Source organism: Falsiroseomonas oryzae, assembly GCF_027856955.1.
Classification (GTDB): Bacteria; Pseudomonadota; Alphaproteobacteria; order Acetobacterales; family Acetobacteraceae; genus Falsiroseomonas; species Falsiroseomonas oryzae.
On sequence record NZ_JAPSMD010000453.1, the window covers coordinates 1 to 4,222 of the forward strand.

Consider the following 4,222-nt stretch of genomic DNA (forward strand, 5'->3'; position numbering starts at 1 on the left):
GGCGGGCAGTCCGGCGTGACGCCGCCGCTGGAGGCGGCCGCCGCGCGTCTGCCTGCCTCCGTCGCCGGTTTCACCCGCGGCAGCGCGGTGTGGCACGAGCGTGAGCGGCCGGGGCTCGGCGTGACGGTGGACTATGCCGGCCCGGCGCGCGCGGCGGTGGCGACGGTCAGCCTGTACGACCGCGGCGCCGGCCCGGTGGCGGAACGCGACCCGCGGGTCGCGCAGGAATTCACCAATGCGGTGAGCGAGGTGGTCGCGCTGGCGGGCACGCGCACCAGCCAGACAATCGCCGAACGCGAGCGCAGCCAGTTGCCCGTGCCGGGCGGCGCGCCGCTGGACTGCGCGCGGCTGGAAGGCACCTATGGCCGGCAGGAGGTGCGCACGCTTGTCTGCCTGGGCGCCGCGGCCGGGCGCTTCGTGAAGGTGCAGGTGACCTCTCCGCTGCGTCAGGTGCGGCCGGTGGATCCGCTGCCCTTCGTGGTCGAGGTCACGCAGCGCGCCCGCGGGGCCTGACCCGCCCGGCCGCCTCCGGCGGGTGCCGGCCCGCGCCGAAGGTTCAATACATCAGCGACTGCAGCAGCATGACGCTCATGCCCGCGGCGTTGATCGCCCAGCCGAAGGTCAGCACGCGGGCGAGCCAGGTCCAGGCGTCGCGCGGGATGCCGAGGATGACGGGGCGGTCGATGTTCTCGGCGCAGCGCCAGATCGAGACGAGGATCCAGAGGGTGTAGACGGCGCCCACGCAGATGCCGGCGAGCGCCCAGCGCAGCCCGCCGAGGCCGGCGAGTGGCGGGCCGGCGACCAGGATGGCGAGGAGGATGCTGCCGGCGACGCCCCAGCCCCAGTAGAGCGGGGCGAGCGTCCCTTCGCCGTGCCAGTAGCGCAGGAGCGGGTTGCCGAGCGCGATCGCGGCCATGGCGACCTCCATGAACGGCGGCCCGGCGGGATGTCGGGCTGCGTCGGGTTGCGCCTTGATCCAGATCAAGGATTGGCCCGAAGGATGATCTATGTTCTCCGGTTTGCTGGCTGGCTGATTGATCTGCCGCAAGTGCGGAGGGCGGCCGCCCATCACCTCCGCGAGAGACCGCGCGATCAGGCGTCCACGGCCTCCTGGTCCAGCTTGGCCGCATTGTCCTGGATGAAGCGGAAGCGCAGCTCCGGGCGGCGTCCCATCAGCGCCTCGATCAGCTCGCTGGTGCGGGCGCGCTCCTCCGGCGGCAGCACCACCTTCAGCAGCGTGCGTCGCTTCGGGTCCATCGTCGTCTCCTTCAGCGAGGCCGGCGGCATCTCGCCGAGGCCCTTGAAGCGGGAGACGTCCACCTTCTGGTTCGCCTTGAACTCCCGCTTGATGAGGCGGTCCTTGTCGGCGTCGTCGCGCGCATAGACCGTCTTGCCGGCGGCCTGCAGGCGGTAGAGCGGCGGCTGTGCCAGGTGGACGCGGCCCTGGCGCACCAGCTCCGGCAGCTCCTTGTAGAAGAAGGTCATCAGCAGGGCGGCGATATGCGCGCCGTCCACGTCGGCGTCGGTCATGATCACCACGCGGCCGTAGCGCAGGCGGGCGATGTCGAAGCGCTCGCCGACGCCGCAGCCCAGCGCCTCGATCAGGTCCTTCAGCTCCTGGTTGGCGCGCAGCTTGTCGGCGGAGGCGCTGGCGACGTTGAGGATCTTGCCGCGCAGCGGCAGTACCGCCTGTGTCTCCCGGTCGCGCGCCTGCTTGGCGCTGCCGCCGGCGCTGTCGCCCTCCACCAGGAACAGCTCCGTCCCCTCGGCCGATTCGCGCGAGCAGTCGGCGAGCTTGCCGGGCAGGCGCAGCTTGCGCGTCGCCGTCTTGCGCGGCGTGTCCTTCTGCTCCTTGCGCCTGATCCGTTCTTCCGCGCGCTCCACCGCCCAGGCGAGGAGGTTGTCGGCGGTGGTCGGGTCGCCGGCGAGCCAGTGGTCGAAATGGTCGCGCAGCGCGGCTTCCACCAGGCGCGCGGCTTCCGGGCTGGTCAGGCGGTCCTTGGTCTGGCCCTGGAACTGCGGGTCGCGGATGAAGACGGAGAGCATGCCGGCCATGCCGCCGAACAGGTCCTCGGCGGTGACGTTGCCGGCGCGCCGGTCCTTCTTCAGCTCGCCATAGGCGCGCAGGCCCTTCACCAGCGCGCTGCGCAGCCCGGCCTCATGCGTGCCGCCCTGCGGCGTCGGGATGGTGTTGGCGTAGGTGTTGAGGAAGCCGTCGCCCTGCTCCAGCCAGGTCAGCGCCAGCTCGCAGCGGCCGGCATTGTCGGGGAAGGCGAGCGTGCCCTCGAAGGGCGCGGGCACGACGGTGCTGCGGCCCTCGATCGCGGCGGCGAGGAAGTCCACCAGGCCGCGCTCGAAATGCAGCACGGCATCCGCGGGCGTGTCGGTGCCTTCGACCAGCTTCGGGTCGCAGCGCCAGCGGATCTCGACGCCCTTGAACAGATACGCCTTGGAGCGGCAGAGGCGGTAGAGCCGCGCCGGCGCGAAGTGCTGCCTGCCGAAGATCTCGGGGTCCGGCCTGAAGCGCACGGTGGTGCCGCGGCGGTTGTGGATGGCGCCGAGGTTCTTGAGCTTCTGCACGGGCTTCCCGCGCTCGAAGGCATGGGCGAACAGGGTGCGGTCGCGCGCGACCTCCACCTCCATGCGTTCGGAGAGCGCGTTCACCACGCTGCTGCCGACGCCGTGCAGCCCGCCCGAGGTGTCATAGGCCTTGCCGCTGAACTTGCCGCCCGAATGCAGCGTGGTGAGGATGACCTCCAGCGCGGAGAGCTTCGGGAACTTGGGGTGCGGGTCCACCGGGATCCCCCGCCCGTTGTCGCGGACGGTCAGCCAGTTGTCCTGCTCCAGCGTCACCTCGATGAAGTCGGCATGGCCGGCCACCGCCTCGTCCATGGCGTTGTCCAGGATCTCGGCGGCCAGGTGGTGCAGCGCGTTCTCGTCGGTGCCGCCGATATACATGCCGGGACGACGGCGCACGGGCTCCAGCCCCTCCAGGACCTCGATGTCCTTGGCCGAGTAGTCGGAGGCGCCGGTGCTGATCGCGGGCGCGGCCGGCTTCAGCGCGGATCGGCGGCCGCCGCCGCGTCCGAACAGGTCGTTCATGCTGTGTTCTCGCTTTCCGGCCCAAGATAGCCAGCGGGTCGGGCGCACACAACCAAGACGGGGCGAGTCGGCGGAAGCGTCGGCTTTCGGGAAAGCTTCGTTGCCGTATCTGCCCATTTCGCTTGATGGGCGAAGCCCTGCGGCACGAGCCTCTGCCCGTGGCCGCCAGGATGGCGCGGCCGACCCGTGGAGGAACCGATGCCGAGCTTCGCCCATGCCCTCGTCAGCGCCGCGAATGCCGAACACCAGCGCTTCGGCGGCAGGCACGAGACCGATCCCGCCGTCCGCCCGCTTCTGGCAGAGTACTGGATCGAGGGAGCCGGACTCAGCCGGAGCCGGGCCGACCAGATGATCGACAGGCGGGAGGCCTGGTCGGCCGCCTTCATCTCCTTCGTCGTGCGCCGGGCGCTGGCTGCCTCGGGCAGCCGCGCGCGCTTCGTCTTCTCCGCCTCGCACTCGGTCTATGCGGGCCATGCGATCCTGAACGACTTCAACAACGTGCCCGCGCCGGCCTTCCACGGCCTGCCGCCGAACGGGGCGGGGGCCGAGAAGCCGAAGCCGGGCGACCTGCTCGGCTACACGCGCGTGGCCGCGGTGGGCGGCTACGAGGATGCGCTGCGCGCGGCGCGCGCCCCGCGCGGGCCGGAGACCTATTTCAGCCATTTCGACGTGGTGACCGCCAGCGCGGGCGGGCAGCTCACCGTGGTCGGTGGCAATGTCAGCGACACGCTGAAGGCCGAGAAGGTCAAGCTCGATGCGGACGGCTTCCCGCCGCGCCGACCGTTCAAGTTCAGCAGCGTCGGCCGCGTGGTGTCCGGGCCGTACATCTGCCTGATCCGGCATATGGACGGCTAGCCGGTGCGCCGCGCCGCCTATGCCGTGAGCCGCCAGCGCCGGCGGTCGCCCTCCATCCGTCGGTGCAGGCCGCGCAGGTAAGGCAGCAGGGTGGGCCAGAGGGCGTCCACGCGCAGGAATCGCGCGTGCAGCAGGATCGTTTCGGACAAGGGGCTGACCTAGCTAAGGCTAGGACTGGGGTTCTGAAGCTTGTCCTAGGCCAGTCCAGTTGGCGAGGGTGGAGAGCAGACGGCGGGGTGGGGCGTAGTTGAAGCGCCATTCGCAT

At 71.0% G+C, this 4,222-nt stretch carries 5 protein-coding genes; 2 read left to right on the top strand and 3 right to left on the bottom strand.

Annotated features, from left to right (window positions below; translation table 11 throughout):
- The coding region (locus OZN99_RS26790; protein ID WP_270938287.1) for a hypothetical protein at positions 1 to 513 on the top strand (513 nt) is incomplete at its 5' end.
- 43 nt (positions 514 to 556) lie between these two features.
- Here OZN99_RS26790 and OZN99_RS26795 read toward each other — a convergent pair.
- Both OZN99_RS26795 and parE read right to left on the bottom strand, forming a co-directional pair.
- On the bottom strand, positions 557 to 916 hold the full coding sequence (locus tag OZN99_RS26795) for a hypothetical protein (RefSeq protein WP_270938288.1): 360 nt from the start codon (positions 914 to 916) through the stop codon (positions 557 to 559).
- Between the two features lie 176 nt (positions 917 to 1,092).
- Positions 1,093 to 3,102, bottom strand: coding sequence for a DNA topoisomerase IV subunit B (gene parE, locus OZN99_RS26800; RefSeq protein WP_270938289.1), 2,010 nt, complete (start codon positions 3,100 to 3,102; stop codon positions 1,093 to 1,095).
- Between the two features lie 198 nt (positions 3,103 to 3,300).
- Between parE and OZN99_RS26805 the strand changes: the two genes are divergently transcribed.
- Positions 3,301 to 3,957 (top strand): DUF2272 domain-containing protein, encoded by a 657-nt coding sequence (locus OZN99_RS26805; RefSeq protein WP_270938290.1) that lies wholly within the window; start codon positions 3,301 to 3,303, stop codon positions 3,955 to 3,957.
- A gap of 17 nt (positions 3,958 to 3,974) precedes the next feature.
- Here the strand turns inward: OZN99_RS26805 and OZN99_RS26810 are convergent, their stop codons facing one another.
- Entirely contained in the window at positions 3,975 to 4,106 is a 132-nt protein-coding gene (locus OZN99_RS26810) for a hypothetical protein (protein WP_270938291.1), read from the bottom strand.
- Positions 4,107 to 4,222 lie beyond the last annotated feature (116 nt).